Source organism: Mariniphaga sediminis (genome assembly GCF_003573545.1).
GTDB classification, from domain to species: domain Bacteria; phylum Bacteroidota; class Bacteroidia; order Bacteroidales; family Prolixibacteraceae; genus Mariniphaga; species Mariniphaga sediminis.
The window spans coordinates 328,372-350,445 of record NZ_QWET01000004.1 but is presented as its reverse complement, the minus strand read 5'-3'; the positions used below and the strand labels follow the sequence as shown (position 1 = coordinate 350,445).

General features: G+C 40.9%; 22 protein-coding genes and 2 tRNA genes. 19 read left to right on the top strand and 5 right to left on the bottom strand.

Annotated elements, in window-relative coordinates; all coding sequences use genetic code 11:
• Nucleotides 1–68: 68 nt before the first annotated feature.
• The 4 genes from D1164_RS07485 to D1164_RS07470 are packed head-to-tail and all read right to left on the bottom strand — an operon-like array spanning nucleotide 69 to nucleotide 3,355.
• Nucleotides 69–791, bottom strand: coding sequence for a LytR/AlgR family response regulator transcription factor (locus D1164_RS07485; RefSeq protein ID WP_119349330.1), 723 nt, complete (start codon nucleotides 789–791; stop codon nucleotides 69–71).
• A 1-nt stretch (nucleotide 792) separates the two neighbouring features.
• Nucleotides 793–1,857 (bottom strand): sensor histidine kinase, encoded by a 1,065-nt coding sequence (locus D1164_RS07480; protein WP_119349329.1) that lies wholly within the window; start codon nucleotides 1,855–1,857, stop codon nucleotides 793–795.
• On the bottom strand, nucleotides 1,857–2,567 hold the full coding sequence (locus D1164_RS07475; RefSeq protein WP_119349328.1) for a glycosyltransferase family 2 protein: 711 nt from the start codon (nucleotides 2,565–2,567) through the stop codon (nucleotides 1,857–1,859). The genes D1164_RS07480 and D1164_RS07475 overlap by 1 nt, the downstream gene beginning before the upstream one ends.
• Before the next feature lie 23 nt (nucleotides 2,568–2,590).
• The gene (locus tag D1164_RS07470) at nucleotides 2,591–3,355 is read right to left on the bottom strand and encodes an SDR family NAD(P)-dependent oxidoreductase (RefSeq protein WP_119349327.1); all 765 of its coding nucleotides are present in this window, start codon (nucleotides 3,353–3,355) and stop codon (nucleotides 2,591–2,593) included.
• 113 nt (nucleotides 3,356–3,468) lie between these two features.
• Between D1164_RS07470 and D1164_RS07465 the strand changes: the two genes are divergently transcribed.
• From D1164_RS07465 to porT, 3 genes are read left to right on the top strand one after another with little or no spacing between them, the layout of a single operon-like run.
• The gene (locus tag D1164_RS07465; protein ID WP_119349326.1) at nucleotides 3,469–4,509 is read left to right on the top strand and encodes an AIR synthase-related protein; all 1,041 of its coding nucleotides are present in this window, start codon (nucleotides 3,469–3,471) and stop codon (nucleotides 4,507–4,509) included.
• Nucleotides 4,510–4,552: 43 nt separating this feature from the next.
• Nucleotides 4,553–5,290, top strand: coding sequence for a bifunctional demethylmenaquinone methyltransferase/2-methoxy-6-polyprenyl-1,4-benzoquinol methylase UbiE (gene ubiE / locus D1164_RS07460; protein ID WP_119349325.1), 738 nt, complete (start codon nucleotides 4,553–4,555; stop codon nucleotides 5,288–5,290).
• 26 nt (nucleotides 5,291–5,316) lie between these two features.
• Nucleotides 5,317–6,105 (top strand): type IX secretion/gliding motility protein PorT/SprT, encoded by a 789-nt coding sequence (porT, locus tag D1164_RS07455; RefSeq protein WP_119349324.1) that lies wholly within the window; start codon nucleotides 5,317–5,319, stop codon nucleotides 6,103–6,105.
• Here the strand turns inward: porT and D1164_RS07450 are convergent.
• Nucleotides 6,093–6,857: a TrmH family RNA methyltransferase gene (locus D1164_RS07450; RefSeq protein ID WP_119349323.1), complete on the bottom strand. Its 765-nt coding sequence runs from the start codon at nucleotides 6,855–6,857 to the stop codon at nucleotides 6,093–6,095. The two genes, porT and D1164_RS07450, sit on opposite strands and share 13 nt — an antisense overlap.
• A 92-nt stretch (nucleotides 6,858–6,949) precedes the next feature.
• Here D1164_RS07450 and tamL point away from each other — a divergent pair, with 92 nt between their 5' ends.
• The 16 genes from tamL (at nucleotide 6,950) to rpoB (ending at nucleotide 22,073) form a co-directional block, all read left to right on the top strand.
• Complete coding sequence (tamL, locus tag D1164_RS07445) at nucleotides 6,950–9,286, top strand: translocation and assembly module lipoprotein TamL (protein ID WP_172594375.1); 2,337 nt, start codon at nucleotides 6,950–6,952, stop codon at nucleotides 9,284–9,286.
• A 123-nt stretch (nucleotides 9,287–9,409) separates the two neighbouring features.
• Nucleotides 9,410–10,774 (top strand): sodium-dependent transporter, encoded by a 1,365-nt coding sequence (locus D1164_RS07440; RefSeq protein ID WP_119349321.1) that lies wholly within the window; start codon nucleotides 9,410–9,412, stop codon nucleotides 10,772–10,774.
• A gap of 12 nt (nucleotides 10,775–10,786) precedes the next feature.
• Nucleotides 10,787–11,890 (top strand): helix-hairpin-helix domain-containing protein, encoded by a 1,104-nt coding sequence (locus D1164_RS07435; protein ID WP_172594374.1) that lies wholly within the window; start codon nucleotides 10,787–10,789, stop codon nucleotides 11,888–11,890.
• A gap of 111 nt (nucleotides 11,891–12,001) precedes the next feature.
• Nucleotides 12,002–12,193: a 30S ribosomal protein S21 gene (gene rpsU / locus D1164_RS07430; protein ID WP_119349319.1), complete on the top strand. Its 192-nt coding sequence runs from the start codon at nucleotides 12,002–12,004 to the stop codon at nucleotides 12,191–12,193.
• 41 nt (nucleotides 12,194–12,234) lie between these two features.
• Nucleotides 12,235–13,128 carry a tyrosine-type recombinase/integrase gene (locus tag D1164_RS07425; protein ID WP_119349318.1) on the top strand — a complete coding sequence of 298 codons (894 nt, stop codon included), beginning with the start codon at nucleotides 12,235–12,237 and terminating at the stop codon, nucleotides 13,126–13,128.
• A gap of 15 nt (nucleotides 13,129–13,143) precedes the next feature.
• Nucleotides 13,144–13,446 (top strand): ribosome hibernation-promoting factor, HPF/YfiA family, encoded by a 303-nt coding sequence (gene hpf, locus D1164_RS07420; RefSeq protein ID WP_119349317.1) that lies wholly within the window; start codon nucleotides 13,144–13,146, stop codon nucleotides 13,444–13,446.
• A gap of 258 nt (nucleotides 13,447–13,704) precedes the next feature.
• Nucleotides 13,705–13,777 (top strand) — tRNA-Gly (locus D1164_RS07415).
• Nucleotides 13,778–13,838: 61 nt separating this feature from the next.
• Nucleotides 13,839–13,910 (top strand) — tRNA-Thr (locus tag D1164_RS07410).
• A gap of 34 nt (nucleotides 13,911–13,944) precedes the next feature.
• A complete protein-coding gene (gene tuf, locus D1164_RS07405) occupies nucleotides 13,945–15,132 on the top strand; it encodes an elongation factor Tu (RefSeq protein ID WP_119349316.1) in 1,188 nt (395 codons plus the stop codon).
• 136 nt (nucleotides 15,133–15,268) lie between these two features.
• Nucleotides 15,269–15,460 carry a preprotein translocase subunit SecE gene (secE, locus tag D1164_RS07400; RefSeq protein ID WP_119349315.1) on the top strand — a complete coding sequence of 64 codons (192 nt, stop codon included), beginning with the start codon at nucleotides 15,269–15,271 and terminating at the stop codon, nucleotides 15,458–15,460.
• 19 nt (nucleotides 15,461–15,479) lie between these two features.
• The gene (gene nusG / locus D1164_RS07395; protein WP_119349314.1) at nucleotides 15,480–16,028 is read left to right on the top strand and encodes a transcription termination/antitermination protein NusG; all 549 of its coding nucleotides are present in this window, start codon (nucleotides 15,480–15,482) and stop codon (nucleotides 16,026–16,028) included.
• A 21-nt stretch (nucleotides 16,029–16,049) separates the two neighbouring features.
• On the top strand, nucleotides 16,050–16,490 hold the full coding sequence (rplK, locus tag D1164_RS07390; RefSeq protein ID WP_119349313.1) for a 50S ribosomal protein L11: 441 nt from the start codon (nucleotides 16,050–16,052) through the stop codon (nucleotides 16,488–16,490).
• A 21-nt stretch (nucleotides 16,491–16,511) separates the two neighbouring features.
• Nucleotides 16,512–17,207 (top strand): 50S ribosomal protein L1, encoded by a 696-nt coding sequence (gene rplA / locus D1164_RS07385; RefSeq protein ID WP_119349312.1) that lies wholly within the window; start codon nucleotides 16,512–16,514, stop codon nucleotides 17,205–17,207.
• A gap of 12 nt (nucleotides 17,208–17,219) precedes the next feature.
• Nucleotides 17,220–17,738 carry a 50S ribosomal protein L10 gene (rplJ, locus tag D1164_RS07380; protein WP_119349311.1) on the top strand — a complete coding sequence of 173 codons (519 nt, stop codon included), beginning with the start codon at nucleotides 17,220–17,222 and terminating at the stop codon, nucleotides 17,736–17,738.
• A 34-nt stretch (nucleotides 17,739–17,772) separates the two neighbouring features.
• A complete protein-coding gene (rplL, locus tag D1164_RS07375; RefSeq protein ID WP_119349310.1) occupies nucleotides 17,773–18,153 on the top strand; it encodes a 50S ribosomal protein L7/L12 in 381 nt (126 codons plus the stop codon).
• Between the two features lie 107 nt (nucleotides 18,154–18,260).
• Entirely contained in the window at nucleotides 18,261–22,073 is a 3,813-nt protein-coding gene (rpoB, locus tag D1164_RS07370; protein WP_119349309.1) for a DNA-directed RNA polymerase subunit beta, read from the top strand.
• Nucleotide 22,074: the final 1 nt, after the last annotated feature.

Genomic DNA, 22,074 nt, shown 5'->3' with positions numbered 1-22,074 from the left:
TGTATTAATCTATCCGGTTTATGCTTCGAAATACTGGCTTGTTTTCTGCTTTTTTGCTCCCCTACCTGTTAACTTATCCCAAAACTGTTTACATACTCCATAAACTGCTGCCGGTAACTATTACCCACAGGAAGTCGTTTTTTGTTGATAATGATTGAATTGCCTTCCACTAATTCCAGTTTGTCGATTGAAATGATGTACGATTTGTGGATACGAAAGAATTCTTCTGATGGGAGAATTTCCATCATTTTTTTCATGGAAAGGTTGGCAATAATCTTCTGGCTTTTTAAGTGAATTTGGATGTAATCTCCCAATCCTTCCACAAAATAAATTTCATGAAAGTTAACCTTATATGTCTTTTTGTTTGATTTGATAAATAAAAAATCCTTCTCCTCTGGTATTTCCTTATTCCGGTTTTGGTCGGCCTCTTTCAATCGAAGTAGCTCCTCCGCTTTAAAAAAGGCCTTGCAAAATCTTTCGAAAGAGAATGGTTTTTTCAGGTAATCTACAGCATCTAATTCAAAGCCTTCCAGGGCATACTCGGAATAAGCAGTCGTAAAAATTACCAATGGCGCGTCTTTTAGGTTTTTTAAAAATGAAATGCCTGAAAGTTTAGGCATATTGATATCAAGAAAAATTAAATCCACTTTTTTCTCTTGCAAAACCTGATGTGCGCATATGGCATCACTGCATTTTGCAATCAACAGCAGATTTGGTAATTTTTTGGCGTATTGGTCAATTACATTTTGAGCCAGGGGTTCATCGTCCACAATCATCGCTTTTACTTCCATGTCATTTCAATTTTAACTGGAGAGTTACGGTATGTATATGGTTTTCATGTATTATTTTAAGACGGTAATCAGAGGCAGAATATAGATGGTTCAGCCTTTGTTTTACATTGGCAATTCCAATTCCGCTTTCTTTTTTTTGTATGGGTTCTTCCAGCCATTCATAATTATTTTCAATGTGGAAATGTAGCCATCCCGGGCTGTCAAAGTTGAAAGATATAAGGATATAATCCTTTCCGTTGGTGCCGGGTAGTCCGTGCTTAAAAGCATTGTCGATAAAGGGTTCAAACAAAAGTGGCGCAATTTTGGAGGGAGGAATGTCTCCTGATATCTCGTAGGATATGCGAACGTTATCTGCCGCACGGATTCTTTGTAGGGCAATAAAATTCGTAACAAATTCAATTTCTTTTTCGATTGGGATAAAATTCTCACGTGAATCATAAATGATGTGTCGCATCAGATCAGATAGTTTTAGGATGAGATCAGGTACCTTTTCTGATTGCATAAGTGAGAGCGAGTAAATATTGTTGAGCGAATTAAACAGGAAATGAGGGTTTAGTTGTCCTTTAAGTGTTTTTAGCTCCGCTTCCAGTTTTTGTCGTTCAATTCTTGCCAGTTTTAGGTTCAGATCCTGCAATGCGAGCCAGTCCTTAATAAATTTCAGAAACGAAGTGATTACTACATACAGTAAGGTGGCTGAAAAGTATGCTGCGTGCAGGTTGGTATCAAATGATCGAAATCTGTCTCCAACATTAAGCACATTCCGAAGTGGAAAAATAAGAAGGAACTGAATAAAAAGACTTGAGAAAGATAGCAGTGCCACTAGCCAGAAAATGTAGAATACATAGTTTTTCTGCTTCAGAAACCGGGGGATAAGAACCCAAAGGTTGATATATACCGCCAAAGCAAAACTTAGATTTGTAACCAGGGCTTTAATCAGAATAACAAGATCGAAGTGAACTCTTTTTTCATTATAATAAAAAAGGAAGAGCATGACACCGAGACTCACCATCCAGAAACACAGGTGGGCTAGCACTTTTAAATGATTGTATCGTTTGAGATAAGCCATCAGATACGGTCGCGTTGGTGGATCAATTTTTTTATGTAGTATAACAAAGGATTACTGTATTTAAGTTGTTTCCATGGCCGGCTCGAATGGGGCAGGTGTAATACCTCAATTCCTTTTGCAAGGTAATTTCGAAAACCCAGTTTTCTCGCCTGATGACTAATGGTGACATCAAACCAGTCCTTTTTCTGCGATAATTCCTCAAAATTAAATGCCTCAAGGAACGGGAGCGACAACAAAGTGCAGCAAAAACTCAGGCTGCGCGAAGTATCGATTACCTGGGTGTTTTTGCTTTTTTCGAAGTTGTATGGGAAGTTATATTTTCCGTCCTGATCTACGGTTATGGCCCCTACAAGTCCTGCATCCGGTTTTGTTTTTACAATTTCTAAAAGTTGCCGGAAGGTATTGGGGTGCACGATGACATCCGATTCCACAATAGCGAGTGGCTTGCCGTGTTTAATGGCCGTTTTTTGCGCCTCTTGCAAAACCAGTTTGTAATTGGGAGAAGGCTTGTTGGTGAGGTCTTCCATATGAATGAGGTGAAATCCCCATTTTTTTTGAGCGTCAATTAATAACTCTTTGGTTTCTTTGCCACTGAAATCGTCGTAAACGAAGTACTCTGCAGCACAGTCAGACTGGCACACAGCTTCAATTGTTTTTTCGGTAGTAGCGGGTGAATCTTTTACCGGTGTTATAATTATTATTTCTGACATGTTTTTTGTTCGTGCTTGCAAAGTTAGGGTTTTTTCCTGTTAAAATCGCGCGAAAAGGCCTGGTCGGTCGGCATCACTAAAACGTCATCGATGTTCACATGTCGGGGCCGGCTTACTACAAAAAGGATGGTTTCAGCAACATCATGGGCATCAAGCGGGGTAAATCCTTCATATACCTTTTCTGCCTGTCCCTCGTTGCCTTTGAAACGTACAAGGGAGAATTCGGTGTTAACAGCACCAGGACAAACTGAAGATACCTTAATACCGTGTTTGAGAAAGTCGAGGCGCATTCCCTGGGTAAGCGATTGCACGGCATGTTTGGTCGCGCAGTAAACATTGCCCATAGGGTATGTTTCTTTTCCCGCAATGGAAGAGATATTCACAATATGTCCTTCGCCTTTCTCCACCATTTTGTCCGATACAAGACGGGTAATATAAAGCAGCCCTTTAATGTTGGTGTCAATCATTCGTTCCCAGTCGTCCAAAACCCCGTTGTTTACACCGCTTAATCCAACAGCCAGGCCAGCATTGTTTATCAGAATGTCAATTTTCTGCCATTTATTGGGTAAACTTTTTATCGCATGTTCCGTTTGATCCGGGTTCCGGATATCGAAATGGAGAAGGTAAACCTCGGCAGATGTTTCGTTTTCAATTTTTTCTTTCAGGATATTTAGTCTGTCCTGTCGTCGGCCGGTAATAATAAGGTTAAAATTATTTTCGGCCAGTAGCATGGCGGTTGCCTCACCAATTCCCGATGTAGCGCCTGTAATCAGTACTATTTTTTTCATGTTCTGCGTTTTTTCATTCCTCCCCGAAATTAAAAAAAATAGCTAATTTTATGGAAAAGTCGCTTACTTAATTACCTTTGTTTTTGCTTTAATTACCAGAAAAACCGGATAATATGAGAGACATTATGCAGCGGGAAACGGAATTTACTCTTGATTCTGTTCCGGAACCAACCGACATTGAGAATGTTATTTTTTCTCTTATGGTCAACCCTAACCTTTCGAGTATTAATTATTTCAATGATTTTAGTGAGATACCTATCTCGCCTGATTCAATTGGTGAAGGTGACAATGACGAAATAGGTCTGTTTGATATTGACAGCACCGGTGCCAGTTTAGCCATGAGTACTCACGCATTTCATCATCATTTGCAAAACGATCCGCAAAAGGCTACTGAAATTCTTATTTCAAGAGCCACACGTAAAATGTTATGTCTGGGGGCAAAACCTGTTGCTGTTAGTGCCTTCTTGTATCATATTGATTTTGCCGATCCTAAGGGACAGTACATTGCTTCAGGTGCCAAAAAGGGGTTGGAAAATGCTGCTGTAACTTTTGATTTAAAAATTTCGGACAGAAAAATCAGGTTCGATCATTTCTCCGGACACGGTCCTGTTCCGCCAACTATTATTATAAGTATGGTAGGAGCAGTGGAGGATAAGAACACCTTAACAACCCATGCATTTAAAGAAAAGGGCGGTAATATTTTTTTGATTGGGCGTTCGTTAGACGATGTCAGCTCTTCAGAGTATCTTGAGTTTTATCATGGCATTTCGGATTCCCCACTTCCAGTTTTTTATATAGAAGATGAATTAAATATTCAGAATGCGCTACGAGAACTGCACAAACTAAAAATGCTTCGGAGCGCAAGTCCCGTAGGAAAAGGCGGTCTTTTCTTTACCTTGTTGCGCGCAGCTGTTCCCAACGGATTAGGGTTTGATATTACCACAGATGCGGAAAGGCGCCTGGATGCATTCCTTTTTGGGGAGGCGATGGGAAGGGTAATCCTTGAAGTAGCCCCGGAACACGAAGATGATTTTGTGGATTTTATGACCGAACAAAAGATTCCGTTTTTTACCTTGGGGCACATCACGAAAGGGGAAATTAGGATTGATGACAGGTCGATGGGATATATCGACAAAATGACTTCCGGAGCATAATAAGGTTGTCTGATTTTTTTCAAATAGGTTTTTCTATATTTTTATGGCAGCAGTTCCTTACAAAGACTCAAACCTAAGCAAAAAGGGACAGGTGGAAGAGATGTTTGACCAGATTTCTCCCCGGTATGATTTATTGAACCATTTGCTTTCTGTAAACATTGATAAGATTTGGAGAAGGCGGGCCATTGGGTTACTCCGGCAACATAAGCCCGGTAGTTTGCTCGATATTGCTACCGGAACCGCTGATTTTGCGGTTGCTGCATCCCGTCTGAAACCAAAAAAAATAACCGGGATCGATCTTTCGGAAGGAATGCTGAAAATTGGTCGGAAAAAAATCGCGGCGAAAGGATTGGAACAACTCATCGAACTACGAAAAGCCGATTCTGAATCCCTTCCGTTTGACAAAGACACCTTTGATGCAGTTACTGTAGGATTTGGAGTTCGGAATTTCGAAAATCTGGAGAAAGGTTTAACGGAGATTTTCAGAGTGCTGCGGCCAGGCGGAGTGTTCATTGTGTTGGAGTTTTCCCAACCACGAAATAGGTTCTTCAGAGGATTGTATTTTTTCTATTTTACCAGGATATTGCCCTGGCTTGGGCGAATTGTATCCAAAGATAACAGGGCGTATACTTATTTACCTGAATCGGTGCGTGAATTTCCCGATGGCGATGATTTTATCGGGATTCTAAAAAATATCGGATTCGAAAGATGTAAGTGGCATCCGCAAACGATGGGAATTGCTACTATTTACGAAGCGCAAAAACCCAAAAAACCAAGCTGAATACAATAAAAAATCACTTTATTTGTTTGAAAATTGAACGGAATGAACGAAGTCAGGTGAAAAATTTTTTTATTACCATATTGTTGTTACTCATTGTCCTGTCGGTTTTTGCCCAAAAGCAAAAGGTGAACCACATGACTACGTTCGACGATAAGCTGATTCATTTTGGTTTTTCTCTTGGTGTAAATACGCTTGATTTTGGATTGGCGCATTACAATCCTATTGGGAATAATCCTGATTTTGTTCCTACTGTATGGCAACTTGATAAAGAACAAATTACAGGCGACCATTACGTCCGGGCTGATGTGGCTGAACTCATTCCTGGCTTTACAGTTGGAATTGTTTCCAGCCTGCGGCTGACAAAGGATTTAAATCTGCGCTTTCTGCCGGGACTTTCATTTGGTGAGCGCCAGTTATTATATAATATTCCGGTTTGGGAAACCGATTACTACCAGCCGCTTCAATATTATTCCATCAAATCTACTTTTCTTGATTTTCCGTTGCTCATAAAATACAAAGCACGCCGGATTAATAATGACCGTCCTTACATTATTTTCGGACCTGCTTACCGGCATGATATCAGCCGGACAGGAAAGGAAGATTTAGTGAGATTAAAAAACGGGGGTTTTTATGCCGAAGTGGGAGCTGGCTGGGATCATTACTTTGCTTTTTTCCGATTTTCGGTAGAAGCTAAAATGAGCTTTGGTATTAACAACCTGATAAACGATCCTCCGTTAGAACAAAGGCAATATTATTCGAATGCAATCAGGGAGCTGCGCTCCAATATCTTTACCCTTAGTTTTCATTTTGAGTGAGTTTTAAATTCACTGCAAATAATCCCGGCCGCTACCGCAACATTGAGTGATTCAGCTCGGCGGCTGTTATGGTTAAAGGAAGGAATATTCAGCTTGAAATCAATTCTTTCTTCTATTTCAGCGCGTATTCCACGGCCTTCGTTTCCCAAAACAATTAATGCGCTAACTGGAAAATTTTCGGTATAAAGATTTTTCCCTTCCAAAAAAGTTCCGTAAACCGGAATCTGTGTCTGGTTAAACAGACCGGCAAGAGTGTCAAACGGAGTGTAAACTGTTTTTATCCGGCAAAACGATCCCATGCTGGCTTGGATTACTTTTGGATTAAAAACATCGGCTGTGTCGGGCGAGCAAAACAGGTATTCCATGCCAAACCAGTCGCAGGTCCGGATGATAGTTCCCAAATTGCCCGGGTCCTGAATTCCGTCAAGAAAGAGTGAAAGTCCTTCCGGTTTTTGCGGTAACTCTCCGGCAGGAGGAATTTCGCAAATGGCTAAACAATTTTGAGGTTGTTTCAGCAGGCTGGCTTTTTTTATTTCTTCCTGGGTTGCTTCATTTACTTGTTTCGCCCCGGACAAGCTTCCCGTATGAGCTGTTAGAAAAGTTTCAGTGGCATAAAGTTCCTGCACACGGATGGGTGAGTGCAATACTTCCAGTACATTTTTGTCGCCTTCCACCAGGAACAATTGTTCTTTTTGCCTGAATTTCTTCAGGGAGAGAGATTTTATCTGTTTCAGTTTATTTTTGCTAATCATAAAAATGATTGAATTCCCAGTAATAAATGTTCCAAATTTACTGTTTCCTTCTAAAACACTTCATTATTTTTGCTGAAATTAAAACAAGCGTCTTGGGTAATAAAGCGATACGATATTTATCAGTCTTCGTGCAATGGATTGTCTTTGCCACGATTGTTTCTTTTTTTTCCTGTTCGCCGGTGAAGTTCGTTCCCGAAAACCGCTACCTGCTGAATAAAGTAGAGGTGGAAGTCGATAATCAGTTAATAAATAAGGACGAAGCAAAGGTGCACATCAGGCAGAAAGAAAACTATAAAATCCTGGGATTTGCCAAGTTCCATTTGTGGCTGTATAATTTGTCTTCGAAAAAGAATACAAATAGTTGGCTGAAACGGATTGGCGAACCTCCCGAGGTTTTTGATGAAACTCTGGTTGACGCCTCAGAAAACCAGTTGAAACAGTATTTAGGAAACAAAGGATTTTTTAGAGCCACGGTTGATACGGAGGTAAACTTTAAAGACAAGAAACAGAAAGCAAATATCAGGTATAAAATCAAGACGGGGGATCAGTATAAAATCAGCAAAATTAATTACCATTTTGGCGACTCTGCTCTTGAAACTCTTTTCTTTAGAGACTCCACCAAAGCTTTTATCAGGCCGGGTACATCATTCGATTTTGACAGGCTTGAGAAACAGCGGTCAAACATTGTGGATTTATATAAAAACAAAGGATATTTTTATTTTACAAAAGATGACGTAAGCTACCTTGCAGACAGTACCAGGGTAGATAAAGAAATCTTGCTGGATCTTTATATAGGAAGCAATCCCGGTCAGGAAGAGCCACGGAAGTTTTTGCCACACTATCTGAATCATTTTTATATTTCGGTTTTGCCCGGTTCTGTCCCGGTATCTTCTCCTCAAAGTAGTTTCGGGCATTTTTCAGACACGCTAAGATGGGAAGATCACACGTTGTATTTAAGTCCCGAGATTCGTTACCGTCCCAACCTGTTCCGAAACCTTCTGCGGATGGGAAGCGATTCATTGTACCGGCTGGATGACGCCCGTTATACTTTCGATGCATTTAACCGTTTGCGACAGTTCCGCTTCATTGATATTCAGTTTGTCAAATCCGATATGCTGAGAGATACGAATTTACTTGACTGTCACATTCGTCTGGCACCTCTGGACAAGCAGGGCGTTTCATTTGATATTGAGGGAACAAATACTTCCGGAAATTTTGGTGTGGCGGGTAATGTGAATTATCGGCACCGGAACATGTTTCGCGGCGCTGAAGTATTGCAGCTGAATTTGAAAGGGGCCATGGAGCGCCAACAGAGGATGGCTGATAATGCGCCGGAGTATTTTAATACCCGTGAAATTGGCACGGAGGCGACACTTTCCTTTCCTAAAATACTGGGGCCAAGACAGGCAGTAAGCGCCTTTCGTAATTTTTTACCTAAAACCGTGTTTACGCTGGGCTACAATTACCAAAGGCGCCCTGAATATACCCGTACTATCTCGAATATCAAGTTTGGTTACGACTGGATGACTTCTGAATACCGGAAACATACCTGGAATCTACTGGATTTTAATATGGTTGATCTTTACCAGTTCGATCCCGGTTTTATTGAACTTATCAAAGATTTATATATTAAAAGTAGTTTTACCGACCACCTTATTTTGGCAACCAACTATTCATTTATTTACAACACCCAAAAAATAGGTAGCCTTCAAAATTATAAGTACCTCCGTTTCAATGTAGAGTCAGCAGGTAATTTACTTTATTTACTGTCGGAGACTTTAAACAGGCCTGTTCATCAGGTAGTTGATACTATCGGACTGGGGTTCTCAGAATATTATAAGGTGTTGAATACGCGATTTGCTCAATATATAAAGTCTGATTTGGAATTCCGGTACGGATATATTATCGATAAATATAATGCTTTGGTGGGGAGAGCGTTTTTGGGAGTTGGTTTCCCTTATGGTAATTTTGATGTTTTACCGTTTGAGAAGAAATATTTTACAGGAGGTGCCAATGGTATCCGGGCATGGCAGGTACGTTCGCTGGGACCCGGGACATACCGGGGGCCGGCCAATGCTTATCCCAACCAGTCGTCTGATATCAAACTGGAGGCAAATTTGGAATACCGCTTTAAGCTGATCAGCTTTTTGGAGGGGGCTCTTTTTGCGGATGCAGGAAATGTTTGGGCAATCAATGAGAAAGACAATCGTCCGGGGGCACAATTTGAGTTCGATAAATTTTACCGGCAGCTGGCCCTGGGAACCGGTGTCGGGTTTCGGTTCGATTTTAATTATTTTATCTTCCGGCTTGACGTAGGTATGAAGTTACGCGACCCTTCTCAAAGCGCTCATAACGGATGGATAATAGGGCACCGGAAATATACCGGCGATGATTTTAATGTGTCTTTTGCCATTGGTTATCCGTTTTAAAACCAAACACTTTTTAGTCAAATACTCATAAAGGTTGAATTATTTTTTGCATTTTTAGCCCCGTTTTTATGATAGATTAAAAGAAAAACAGAGCATTTGTAAATAATTTAACACTGGCTACTTATGTCTAATATTCCTTCTGAGCGCGACTCTTTTGGTTCCAGGTTTGGCGTCATTGCAGCTACTGCCGGTTCGGCTATCGGGTTGGGTAATATCTGGCGCTTTCCATATGTTGCCGGCGAAAACGGAGGAGCTGCTTTTTTAATTATTTATCTCGGATTTGTTCTGTTAATAGGCATTCCGGTGATGCTTTCTGAATTTACTATTGGGCGCAGTGCTCAGCGTAATGTTTTTGGCTCGTTCCGAAAACTGGCACCCGGCAGGCCCTGGTATCTTATTGGAATAATGGGGGTTGTGGCAGCTTTTATGATTTTGGCTTTTTATACTGCTGTGGCAGGCTGGACCCTTGAGTATATTTTTCAGTCAATTATAAATGGATTTGAAGGATTGTCTTCGGGGCAGTTAAATGACATGTATTTCTCTTTTATAGGAAGTCCCTGGCGCCCGTTATTATGGTTTTTTGTTTTTATGAGTTTCACGGCACTAATTATAATGTCAGGTGTTCAAAAGGGAATCGAGAAATATACCAAAATTTTAATGCCGGTACTATTGCTTTTGTTAATTGTTTTGGTAGTGAGAGCCGTAACTCTTCCGGGGGCATCAGGAGGAATATCTTTTCTTTTTAAACCCGACTTTAGTAAAATAACTACCTCTACCATCCTTGAAGCGTTGGGGCAGGCTTTTTTTTCACTGAGTATTGGGATGGGGACGTTGGTGACGTATGGTTCATATATTCAAAAAAAGGATAACCTCGGATCAACGGCTGTTTCGGTTGCTTTTGCCGATACATTCATTGCCATTCTTGCCGGCCTGGCTATATTTCCTGCGGTTTTCGCTTTTAATATTGAACCCGGATCTGGTGAAGGATTAGTTTATATTACCCTTCCAAACATTTTCCAGCAAATGCCAGGCGGCTATTTTTTCTCCCTTATGTTTTTTATTTTGCTGGGAGTAGCTGCACTCACTTCTACCATTTCTGTATTGGAGGTGATTGTGGCCTTTTTTGTTGAAGAGTTAAGACTTGGAAGAAAAGCAGCTACCTTGCTGGCAACATCTTCAGTGTCTATTTTGGGAGTTATGTGCGTGCTTTCAACCAGTTCAATGGCCGATGTAAAACTATTCGGTTTTACTGTTTTTGGTCTTATGAATTTTACTTCTGCAAATATTTTGTTACCGCTGGGCGGATTTTTTATCGTTATTTTCGTCGCATGGTATTATGGACGGGAGAAGGCAGGTAATGAGTTGTCTAATGGCGGGAAATTAAAAACGCGATATTTACCGTTCTATATGTTTGTTATTAAATATATGGCTCCGTTAGCCATTGCTTTCATTTTTCTTCAGGGAGTGGGATTGATAAAACTTTCATAAAAAACAATGCGTATGGAGAAACCCTTCAGGCAATTGTTTAAAGAGTATTTTAATTTTTCGAGAAAAGACCGGAATGCAGTAATTATTTTGGGAGTTTTAATTGGTTTGGTTTTCATTGCCCATTTTGTAGTGGATCATATTGAAATTAAAACACCCAATGATTTTTCCGGGTTTGAGCAGGCGCTTGAAAAATGGGAAGGTCAAAATTCTGACATACCTGAATTTTATTCATTATTTGAATTCAACCCCAATACTGTCTCCAAAGAAAAGCTTGACTCGCTGAGCATCCCGTCTTTTGTGAAAAGGAACCTGTTGAGTTACCGTGCAGCCGGTGGGCAATTTGAAAAGCCTTCCGATGTGAGGAAACTATATGGAATGAACGACAGTATTTTTTCCCTGATTGAACCATTTATTGCGATTCCTGAAAAAAATGCTCCGTCAGTGGTTAAAAAAGAGCAGGCAGATCCTGTAATTATTAGCGGGACTTTTGACCCAAACGAGGCAAATGCAGAGGAGTTGTTACGTTTTGGATTTGATCGTTTTCAAGTTTCTAACCTTTTGAAATACCGGGAAAAGGGTGGGGATTTTTCCCGTCCCGAAGATTTAATGAAAATCTATGGTATCGACTCAGCGATTTTTGCATTGGTTAAACCTCATATCCTGATCCGGGAAAAACCGGAGGAAATTGCATTGGAAGAAGAGAACTCCTCGCCACCATTACTTATAGAATTGAATTCTGCTGACTCGTTGCAACTGATCTGTTTAAAGGGAGTAGGTCCTGTTTTTGCCTCCCGAATTTTGAAATACCGCGAATTACTTGGTGGATATTATTCTGTAAGCCAGTTGATGGAGGTGTATGGTTTCCCGGAGGAAACATTTCTTTCGATAAAAGAGAACATTTTTACCGACACAATGAAGGTAGAAAAAATACGAATAAATTTTGTGGATTTCCCCGGGTTGTTGCGCCATCCTTATCTTAATAAGGTTCATGTGGAGGCCATTTTGAATTACCGGCAAAAGAACGGACCGTTTATTTCCAATGATCAGGTACTCAAAGCCGGGCTCATTGATACAGCCACTTTTGTAAATTTGTTGCCCTATCTTACCTGTCGTTAAAAATCTTTAAAACGAACAAGGCCGGTAGGAATTATTATTTTTTTCTTTTAAATTTGATTTGCTGTGAATAATTTCTAAATTTGCGCCTCAATTTTTAAAACCGTGTAGAAAATGATTGTTATTCCGGTAAAAGAGGGCGAAAATATTGAAAGGGCTCTAAAGAGGTTCAAAAGGAAATTTGAAAAAACAGGCGTTATTAAGGAATTACGTGAACGTCAGAAGTTTACAAAACCTTCGATTAAAAGAAGGGAAGAGGTTAAAAAGGCGGCTTATATAGAGAAGTTACAACGCCAGGAAGACTAAGAAGGTTTTTTGGTTCCTGGTGGAGTTAGTTAAGAAGGTGAATGAATTATCAGGAATCGTTTATTAACTATTTAAAGTATGAGAAGAGAAACTCTTCGCATACGGTTATAGCGTACAAGAAAGACCTCGATCAATTCGTGTTATTTTGCACAGAAATGGTCGGGGAATTTGATGTTAAGAGGGTAGATACCAAGCTGGTTCGAAATTGGATTGTGAGTTTAATGGAGAGAGGATATACTCCCAGGTCGGTAAACCGAAAAGTTTCTACCATTAAAGCATATTTCAGGTTCTTGATGAAAAACGCTGAAACCAGTGGAGTAGAAACGAATCCTGCTATCAATCTTCCCCTTCCCAAAATCAGAAAGAAATTACCCGGTTTTGTGGAGGAAAACAACCTGCACCATTTGCTTGATGACGGTTTCTTCTCGGATGATTTTAGAGGGGTAAGAGATAAGTTGATTATAACCTTATTATATGGTACGGGAATCAGGCTGGCAGAATTATTAAAACTGAAAGAAAGTAGTTTTGATATGAAAGGATACCTGATTAAGGTATTGGGTAAGCGGCAAAAAGAAAGGATTATTCCTTATCCAAGAAGCATTAATCCGTTGTTGCAACAGTATCTTGAAATAAGGAACAGGGAAGTTGGATATACCCCCGATGCATTACTTGTAACTGAAAAAGGAGAGCCGGTTTACGAAAAATTAATATACCGGGTTGTAAAAAGAAGTCTGGAGATGGTTACATCGCTTGAAAAGAAGAGCCCACATGTATTGCGGCATTCTTATGCTACTCATCTGCTTAATAAAGGCGCTGATCTGAATGCAGTAAAAGAATTACTTGGACATTCCAGTTTATCGGCTACACAGATTTACACCCACACAACGTTTGAGAAATTGCATGATATATACAAACAAGCCCATCCAAGGGGTTAACTAAAAAGTGTTACTATGGAAATTATTATTAATTCAGTTCATTTCACAGCCGATAAAAGGCTGGAGGATTTTGTGAATAAAAAAGTGAATAAGCTCGATACCTTTTTTGATGGTATCATTAATGCTGAAGTAACATTGAGAGTTTTGAAACCCGAAACTGCGCGGAACAAAATTTCAGAAATAAAAGTATCGATACCGGGCAATGGGTATTTATTTGCGAAAAAGCAGGCTGATACTTTTGAGGAAGCTACTGATTTGGCTATTGATGCCATTCGTAAACAGCTCGGAAAGTTTAAAGAAAAACTCAAGAACAAATAAATATTAATTTTTACAAGTAGTTTTTTAGATTTTTAAAATAATATTTTTACATTTGCACACCCTTTTTAGGGGCGTTTCAGAAACATCTGAATTTAAAGTAGTTTAACACGTTACGCCACTTTTTATTTATTTTTTGAAATGATGAGAGGCCGGTTTTTTATCTGTTTTGCTCTTTGAATTTCGGGATGGTAAAAAAGATTGTCAGCTGTTTTTGATTAAATTTTGTAATTTTGCAGCGCATTTTGCGTGAAATATATTGCGGGAGTAGCTCAGTCGATAGAGCATTAGCCTTCCAAGCTAAGGGTCGCGGGTTTGAATCCCGTCTCCCGCTCAAAACGAGATTGGAGTTTTAAGCGTAGCTTTTAACTCCGGTCTCTTTGTGTGCTTAAAAAGCCGGAGTAGCTCAGGGGTAGAGCGCATCCTTGGTAAGGATGAGGTCACGAGTTCAATTCTCGTCTTCGGCTCGATTAATTTAGATAATAATTAAAATTTGGAGTTATGGCTAAACAAACATTCGTAAGGGATAAAGACCATGTCAACATTGGTACTATTGGCCACGTCGACCATGGCAAAACTACCCTGACAGCAGCTATTACAATGGTATTGGCCAAAAAAGGCCTTTCCGAAATCAAATCATTCGATTCTATTGACAATGCTCCTGAGGAAAAAGAAAGGGGTATTACAATTAACACTGCTCACGTTGAGTATCAGACTGCTTCAAGGCACTATGCTCACGTTGACTGTCCCGGTCACGCCGACTACGTGAAAAACATGGTTACGGGTGCGGCTCAGATGGACGGCGCTATTATTGTAGTAGCCGCAACTGATGGCCCGATGCCCCAAACCCGTGAACATATCCTTTTGGCTCGCCAGGTAAACGTACCGAAATTGGTCGTTTTCATGAACAAAGTTGATATGGTTGACGACGAAGAATTACTGGAACTCGTTGAGATGGAAATTCGGGAATTACTCGATTTTTATGAATTCGACGGTGATAATACTCCTGTAATTAAGGGATCTGCACTTGGTGCAATGAACGGTGAACCTGAATGGGAAGAAAAAATTATGGAATTGATGGATGCAGTTGACAGCTGGATTCCACTTCCTCCTCGTGAAGTTGACAAACCATTCCTGATGCCGGTTGAAGATGTATTTTCAATTACCGGACGTGGAACAGTTGCAACCGGTCGTATTGAAACAGGTATGGTTCATACTGGCGACGAACTGCAGTTGATTGGTTTAGGCGCAGAAGGACGTAAGACTGTTTGTACAGGGGTTGAAATGTTCCGTAAGATACTTGATGACGGACAGGCTGGTGATAACGTAGGGCTGTTGCTTCGTGGGGTTGACAAAAAAGAGATCAAACGCGGACAGATTTTGGCTAAACCCGGATCTATTACTCCTCACACCAAGTTTAAAGCTGAGGTGTATGTATTGAAAAAAGAAGAAGGTGGACGCCATACTCCGTTCCACAACAAATACCGTCCGCAGTTTTATTTGAGGACCCTTGATGTTACCGGCGAAATTCACCTTCCAGAAGGACGTGAAATGGTAATGCCCGGTGACAACGTGTCAATTCAGGTAGAACTGATTTACCCGGTTGCTCTCAACATAGGTTTGCGTTTTGCAATTCGCGAAGGTGGACGTACTGTTGGTGCAGGTCAGGTTACGGAAATTGTTGAATAACAGGCATTATCTGTTAAAAATATAACAGTCCCGGGCTGCGGTCCGGGATTGTTTACGGAAGAAGCTCAGTCTGGGAGTTTTTGTTTTTTAGTAAGTTCGATTCTTACCTTCCGTACAGAAATAACTACAAACTAAAATGAAGTTAAAAGTATATTTACAGGATGCCTACGATGAACTTGTTCACAAAGTTACGTGGCCTACTTGGAAAGAACTGCAAAGCAGTGCATTGGTTGTAATGGTTGCTTCCTTTATTATATCACTCTTAGTATTCGTTATGGACCTGTCATTCAGGAACGTAATGAGTTTTGTTTATGGATTGTTTTATTAATCGAAATCCTTAGATCATAATGAGCGACACAACAAATAAATGGTATGTTCTTCGTGCGATAGGAGGTAAGGAGAAAAAGGTGAAAGAATATATCGAAAACGAAATCGCTAATGGAGATTTGAAGGGTTTTGTTGAACAGGTTTTAATACCTACGGAAAAGGTTTATCAAATCCGGAACGGTAAAAAAATCAGTAAAGAGCGAAACTTTTTCCCTGGCTATGTTCTTATTGAAGCTACATTGGTTGGTGAAGTGGCACACATACTTAGAAATGTGCCTAATGTAATTGGGTTTCTTGGCGACACCAAAGGTGGGGACCCTGTACCAATGAGGACCAATGAGGTGAACAGAATTTTGGGAAGAGTGGATGAACTTGCTGAAACCGGAGAGGAATTGAATATTCCGTTCGTAGTGGGAGAAACCGTAAAAGTAATCGATGGACCATTCAACGGCTTTAACGGAACCATTGAGGTAATCAATGAAGAGAAGAAAAAGCTGCAAGTGATGGTGAAGATTTTTGGACGTAAAACTCCTTTAGAACTTAGCTTCATGCAGGTTGAGAAGGAATAGTAACGCTTTTATTAATTTATTATGGCGAAAGAAGTTGCTGGATTAATTAAATTGCAAATCAAAGGTGGGGCGGCCAATCCGTCACCACCGGTGGGACCAGCATTAGGTGCCAAGGGAGTTAATATAATGCAGTTTTGTAAACAGTTTAATGGTCGAACACAAGACCAGGCCGGTAAATTGTTACCGGTTATTATTACTGTTTACAGCGATAAGTCGTTCGACTTCATTATAAAACAACCTCCCGTAGCCGTCCAGTTGATCGAATCAGCAAAAGTAAAAAAAGGTTCATCAGAACCACATGTCAGTAAAGTTGGCGCTGTTACCTGGGATCAGGTAAAACAAATCGCTGAAGTAAAAATGTCTGACTTGAATTGTTTTACTATTGAATCGGCAATGAAAATGGTGGCTGGAACTGCCAGAAGTATGGGAATTACCGTAAAAGGTGCTTCACCATTCAAATAACAAAAATAAAATCTTTTAAGGATGGGCAGAATTACGAAAAATAAAAAGGCTTCTCTTGATAAACTCGAAAAGGGAAAATCTTATTCCATCGAAGAAGCAGCTCAGTTGGTGAAGGATATTACCTTCACTAAATTTGATGCATCCGTCGATATTGATGTAAGATTGGGAGTGGACCCAAGAAAAGCTAACCAGATGGTTAGAGGCGTAGTTTCGTTACCCCATGGAACCGGAAAAGAGATTCGGGTGCTTGCTTTGGTTACTCCTGACAAAGAGGACGAAGCCAAAGAGGCCGGAGCGGATTATGTTGGATTAGACGATTATATTGATAAAATCAAAGGCGGATGGACCGACGTTGACGTAGTAATTACTATGCCTCCAGTAATGGGGAAAGTTGGTCAGTTAGGGCGTATTCTTGGCCCTCGTGGTCTGATGCCAAACCCTAAAAGCGGAACTGTTACCATGGAGATTGGTAAAGCAGTGAGCGAAGTAAAACAGGGGAAGATTGATTTTAAAGTAGACAAATTTGGTATTGTACACACCTCTATTGGTAAAACTTCTTTTACTCCCGAAAAGATAAAAGAAAATGCTGTAGAGTTTATCAATACCATTATTAAGTTGAAACCAACAGCCGCTAAAGGTTCTTATATCAAAAGCATCTATCTCTCCAGTACCATGAGTCCTGGTATTAAAGTTGAACCCAAGTCAGTCGCTGACTAAAACAAAGGAGAAATGAAGAGTACAGAAAAGAAAGTTATTATTGATAACCTAAAGAATCAGATCGATTCGTACAACCATTTTTACCTGACTGACATTAGTGGTTTAAATGCTGCTGATACCAGCGATTTAAGGAGACTATGCTTTAAACAAGATGTAAAACTGGTTGTTGCGAAAAACACTCTGTTACGTAAAGCCCTCGAAAGTTCGGAAAAGAATACCGAAGAGCTTTACGATGCACTCAAGGGGAATACCTCGGTAATGTTCGCTGAGAACGGAAATGTTCCTGCAAAACTGATTAAAGAATTCCAGAAAAAGCATAAAAAGCCTTTATTGAAGGCCGCATTTGTGGAAGAATCAGTTTATATGGGAGAGAACCAACTCGACGCGCTGATAGCAGTAAAATCGAAAAACGAGTTGATTGCCGATGTTGTAGCCCTCTTAAAATCACCGATGCAAACAGTACTCTCACAATTGCAGTCGGGTGGTAATACAATTCACGGTGTTCTTGAAACACTGAAAGAGAGAGAATAATTTTTTTAGAAATCTTTAATAAAAACAAATAAAAATGGCAGATTTAAAACAGCTTGCAGAAGAGTTGGTAAACTTGACTGTTAAAGAGGTTAACGAATTAGCTGGAATCCTGAAAGACGAATATGGCATTGAGCCAGCTGCAGCAGCAGTTGCAGTTGCTGGCCCTGCTGTCGGTGGAGCAGAAGGAGAAGCCGCAGCAGAACAAACTGAATTCGACGTGATTCTGAAAGCAGCCGGTCAATCAAAACTGGCAGTTGTTAAACTCGTTAAAGAACTTACTGGTCTTGGTTTGAAAGAAGCCAAAGCAGTAGTTGATGAAGCTCCGAAAGCAATTAAAGAAAAAGTATCCAAAGATGAGGCAGAAGCCCTTAAAAATCAGTTGGAAGAAGCAGGAGCTGAAGTTGAAGTTAAATAATCGCAATCAAGACCTTTTTAAAAGGTTGTATGGTTTAGAATCTTGCAAAGCAGGATTCTAAACCTTTTTGTGTATTTATATTTTATATATTAAACCTGTATAAATACATGGCAGTTAATACAAAAATCGAGAGGATTAATTTCTCCTCAACACAAACCAGGTTTGATTACCCTGACTTTTTAGAAGTACAAATTAAATCGTTTAAAGATTTTTTCCAGTTAAACACCACGCCTGAAAAGCGGAAGGAGGAAGGATTGAGCCGTGTATTCGAGGAAAATTTCCCGATTACGGATACTCGGAACAATTTTGTCCTGGAGTTTCTTGACTATCAGGTTGATCCGCCCCGATATTCTATTTACGAATGTATTGAGCGTGGTTTAACGTACAGTGTGCCGGTGAAAGCCAGGCTAAAGCTGTATTGTACAGATCCGGAACACGAAGATTTCGATACCGTGGTTCAGGATGTGTACCTTGGAACAGTGCCGTACATGACCGAAAAGGGAACGTTTATCATTAATGGTGCCGAAAGGGTGATTGTTTCGCAATTGCACAGGTCGCCGGGCGTTTTCTTTGGCCAAAGCTTACATGCTAACGGTACAAAACTTTATTCGGCCCGTATTATCCCCTTCAAAGGATCGTGGATCGAGTTTGCAACCGATATCAACAGCGTGATGTTCGCTTACATCGACAGGAAAAAGAAATTGCCTGTCACCACGCTTTTGAGGGCTATCGGTTACGAAAGTGATAAAGATATTCTCGAAATCTTCGATTTGGCCGATGAAGTGAAAGTTTCCAAAACCGGCTTGAAAAAAGTAGTAGGAAGGAAACTGGCTGCCCGTGTATTGAAATCATGGGTTGAAGATTTTGTAGATGAAGACACCGGTGAAGTAGTTTCTATTGAACGGAATGAGGTAATCATCGATCGGGAAACGGTCCTTGAAGATGATCACATCGATGAAATTATTGAATCAGGTGTAAAAACGATTTTGTTGCACAAAGATGACCAGCGGCAGCAGGATTTTGCTATCATTTACAATACATTGCAGAAAGATCCCTGTAACTCTGAAAAAGAGGCCGTATTGCACATTTACCGGCAGTTGCGGAATGCCGAACCGCCGGATGAAGCTACGGCACGGGATGTAATTGATAAATTATTTTTCTCTGATAAAAGGTATGACCTTGGTGAAGTGGGTCGCTACAGGATCAATAAAAAGTTGGGACTGAATGTCGATTCAGACATCCGGGTGTTAACCAAAGAGGATATAATAGAGATTATCCGGTACCTCATTCAATTGGTAAATTCGAAAACCGATGTGGATGATATTGACCACCTGAGTAACCGCCGTGTGCGTACGGTTGGCGAGCAGATGTATAACCAGTTTGGAATTGGGTTGGCCCGTATGGCCCGTACTATTCGTGAGAGAATGAATGTACGCGATAACGAGGTGTTTACGCCTATCGATTTGATAAACTCGAAAACCCTTTCATCAGTTATCAACTCTTTCTTTGGTACCAATGCACTCTCGCAGTTTATGGATCAGACGAACCCTCTTGCCGAGATGACCCACAAACGTCGTATGTCGGCTTTGGGGCCTGGCGGTTTATCAAGGGAAAGAGCTGGTTTTGAGGTGCGGGATGTGCACTACACACACTACGGAAGGCTTTGTCCGATTGAAACTCCGGAAGGACCTAATATTGGTTTGATCTCTTCCTTATGTGTTTTTGCCAAAATTACTGATCTCGGCTTTATTTCTACTCCATACAGAAAAGTAGAAAATGGTAAAGTGGACCTCTCAGATGAAGGTGCTGTTTACCTTACTGCCGAAGAAGAAGAAGATAAGATAATTGCTCAGGCAAACGCACCCATTGATGCTGACGGGCATTTTGTAAACTCCAAAGTGAAATCCAGGCTCGACGGTGATTATCCACTTGTCGACAAAGAAGAAGTGCAGTTGATGGACGTTGGGCCAAACCAGATCGCATCGGTTGCCGCTTCCCTTATTTCCTTTCTGGAACACGATGATGCCAACCGGGCACTGATGGGATCCAACATGATGCGTCAGGCAGTTCCGTTGCTCCGCCCCGAGTCACCGATTGTAGGTACCGGTTTGGAAGCCAGGGCTGCTGCTGATTCACGAATACTTGTTCAGGCCGAGGGTGACGGTATTATTGAATATGTAGATGCTACTACAATAATTGTCCGTTATGACGTGACTGATGACGACCGTTTCGTTAGTTTCGATCCTGAAGTAGTCACCTATGTGATGCCGAAATATACTAAAACCAACCAGGGGACCACTGTTGATCAGAAGCCGATTGTGCATAAAGGTGAAAGGATTACAAAAGGTCAGATTCTTTCTGAGGGATATGCCACCGAACAAGGAGAACTGGCGCTCGGACGAAATCTTATGGTTGCTTTTATGCCCTGGCAGGGATATAACTACGAGGACGCCATTGTAATTTCAGAACGTATTGTTCGCGAAGATGTTTTTACATCGGTTCATGTGGATGAATACAGTCTTGAAGTACGAGATACAAAACGGGGACTCGAAGAGTTTACATCAGACATTCCAAACGTAAGTGAAGAGGCTACCAAAAACCTCGATGAAAACGGTTTAATCCGAATTGGAGCTGATGTGAGACCGGGAGACATTCTTATCGGAAAAATTACACCGAAAGGAGAGTCTGACCCGTCGCCTGAAGAAAAACTCTTGCGTGCTATTTTTGGAGACAAGGCAGGAGATGTGAAAGATGCTTCGCTAAAGGCATCCCCTTCGCTCTCGGGTATTGTTATTGACAAAAAATTATTCTCACGCGTTGCCAAAGACAAAAAAGGCAAAACAGCTACCAAAACGTTACTCGATCAGATAGATGAAAATTTTGATCGTGAAATTGCTGCTCTGCGGACCCGTTTAGAAGACAAGCTGTTTACCCTGGTAAGTGGAAAAACTTCTCAGGGAGTAAAAGATTACTACGGTACTGAAGTCATTTCCAAAGGAATGAAGTTTACATTGAAACAACTTCAGGAAATCGATTATTTGTCGGTGAATCCTTCGAAATGGACAACAGATAAGCAGAAGAACGATTTGATCTTCAAGGTAATCAATAATTATATCATGAAGCACAAAGAAGCGGAAGCTTTTGCGCGGCGTGAAAGATATAATGTGACCATTGGAGACGAATTGCCAGCTGGTATTATTCAGTTAGCCAAAATATTTATTGCCAAGAAGCGGAAGCTGCAGATCGGGGATAAAATGGCAGGTCGACACGGGAACAAAGGGATTGTTTCGCGGGTGGTTCGCCAGGAAGATATGCCGTTTCTAGCTGACGGTACTCCGGTTGATATTGTTCTTAATCCACTGGGGGTTCCTTCAAGGATGAACCTCGGACAGATTTATGAAACAGTGCTTGGTTGGGCAGGAAAAGAGTTGGGAGTCAAGTTTGCGACACCTATTTTTGACGGCGCTTCCCTTGAAGAAATATCTGAATATACCGATAAAGCCGGCTTGCCGCGTTTTGGGAAAACGAATCTTCATGACGGGGAAACCGGTGAACCTTTCGACCAGCAGGCAACAGTGGGAGTTATTTATATGATGAAGCTGGGGCACATGGTGGAAGACAAAATGCATGCCCGTTCTATTGGCCCTTATTCTCTCATTACCCAGCAGCCGTTGGGTGGTAAAGCACAATTTGGTGGACAGAGATTTGGGGAAATGGAAGTTTGGGCGCTGGAAGCATTTGGTGCATCGCACATACTCCAGGAAATCCTTACCGTTAAGTCAGATGATGTGATGGGAAGGGCAAAAGCTTACGAATCCATTGTGAAAGGAGAGCCAATGCCACAACCGGGTATTCCGGAATCGCTTAATGTGTTGCTACACGAACTTAGAGGTTTGGGACTCAGCATAAAGATGGAATAGT

Excerpts from the sequence above, each read along its gene's own strand:
- D1164_RS07485 (WP_119349330.1), bottom strand. The coding sequence starts at position 791 with ATGGAAGTAAAAGCGATGATTGTGGACGATGAACCCCTGGCTCAAAAT.
- D1164_RS07480 (WP_119349329.1), bottom strand. The coding sequence starts at position 1,857 with ATGGCTTATCTCAAACGATACAATCATTTAAAAGTGCTAGCCCACCTG.
- D1164_RS07475 (WP_119349328.1), bottom strand. The coding sequence starts at position 2,567 with ATGTCAGAAATAATAATTATAACACCGGTAAAAGATTCACCCGCTACT.
- D1164_RS07470 (WP_119349327.1), bottom strand. The coding sequence starts at position 3,355 with ATGAAAAAAATAGTACTGATTACAGGCGCTACATCGGGAATTGGTGAG.
- D1164_RS07465 (WP_119349326.1), top strand. The coding sequence starts at position 3,469 with ATGAGAGACATTATGCAGCGGGAAACGGAATTTACTCTTGATTCTGTT.
- ubiE (WP_119349325.1), top strand. The coding sequence starts at position 4,553 with ATGGCAGCAGTTCCTTACAAAGACTCAAACCTAAGCAAAAAGGGACAG.
- D1164_RS07450 (WP_119349323.1), bottom strand. The coding sequence starts at position 6,857 with ATGATTAGCAAAAATAAACTGAAACAGATAAAATCTCTCTCCCTGAAG.
- D1164_RS07440 (WP_119349321.1), top strand. The coding sequence starts at position 9,410 with ATGTCTAATATTCCTTCTGAGCGCGACTCTTTTGGTTCCAGGTTTGGC.
- D1164_RS07435 (WP_172594374.1), top strand. The coding sequence starts at position 10,787 with ATGGAGAAACCCTTCAGGCAATTGTTTAAAGAGTATTTTAATTTTTCG.
- rpsU (WP_119349319.1), top strand. The coding sequence starts at position 12,002 with ATGATTGTTATTCCGGTAAAAGAGGGCGAAAATATTGAAAGGGCTCTA.
- D1164_RS07425 (WP_119349318.1), top strand. The coding sequence starts at position 12,235 with ATGAATTATCAGGAATCGTTTATTAACTATTTAAAGTATGAGAAGAGA.
- hpf (WP_119349317.1), top strand. The coding sequence starts at position 13,144 with ATGGAAATTATTATTAATTCAGTTCATTTCACAGCCGATAAAAGGCTG.
- tuf (WP_119349316.1), top strand. The coding sequence starts at position 13,945 with ATGGCTAAACAAACATTCGTAAGGGATAAAGACCATGTCAACATTGGT.
- secE (WP_119349315.1), top strand. The coding sequence starts at position 15,269 with ATGAAGTTAAAAGTATATTTACAGGATGCCTACGATGAACTTGTTCAC.
- nusG (WP_119349314.1), top strand. The coding sequence starts at position 15,480 with ATGAGCGACACAACAAATAAATGGTATGTTCTTCGTGCGATAGGAGGT.
- rplK (WP_119349313.1), top strand. The coding sequence starts at position 16,050 with ATGGCGAAAGAAGTTGCTGGATTAATTAAATTGCAAATCAAAGGTGGG.
- rplA (WP_119349312.1), top strand. The coding sequence starts at position 16,512 with ATGGGCAGAATTACGAAAAATAAAAAGGCTTCTCTTGATAAACTCGAA.
- rplJ (WP_119349311.1), top strand. The coding sequence starts at position 17,220 with ATGAAGAGTACAGAAAAGAAAGTTATTATTGATAACCTAAAGAATCAG.
- rplL (WP_119349310.1), top strand. The coding sequence starts at position 17,773 with ATGGCAGATTTAAAACAGCTTGCAGAAGAGTTGGTAAACTTGACTGTT.
- rpoB (WP_119349309.1), top strand. The coding sequence starts at position 18,261 with ATGGCAGTTAATACAAAAATCGAGAGGATTAATTTCTCCTCAACACAA.